This is a genomic window from Salifodinibacter halophilus, from assembly GCA_012999515.1.
In the GTDB taxonomy this organism is placed as follows: Bacteria; Pseudomonadota; Gammaproteobacteria; order Nevskiales; family Salinisphaeraceae; genus Salifodinibacter; species Salifodinibacter halophilus.
Genome location: JABEEB010000584.1, coordinates 1 through 245, shown reverse-complemented (window position 1 = coordinate 245; position 245 = coordinate 1). Strand labels below are relative to the sequence as shown.

At 67.8% G+C, this 245-nt stretch carries 1 protein-coding gene; it reads right to left on the bottom strand.

All coding sequences use genetic code 11. From position 1 onward, the window contains the following. On the bottom strand, positions 1-245 hold a 245-nt coding region (locus tag HKX41_12920; protein ID NNC25037.1), incomplete at both ends, for a tetratricopeptide repeat protein.

Here is a 245-nt window from a genome sequence, read left to right as displayed (position 1 = left end):
CGAAGCCGCTGCTGTAAGCGGTCAACGCTTCGAACTCTTCCTTCGCGTTGCTCTTGTCGCCTTGCGCGGCGACCGCGCGCGCATAGGTCAGGTGGCCTTCCGGCGAGCGGAAATCCGGGCGCTTGGCGATCAGTTCGTCGAGCAGTTGCCGCGCCTGCGCCGGTTCGCCGGCTTCCAGCAACGCGTGGGCGAGCTTGACCTGGATGTGCGGATCTTCGCGATGCACGCCGCTGAGCGCGGCGCGG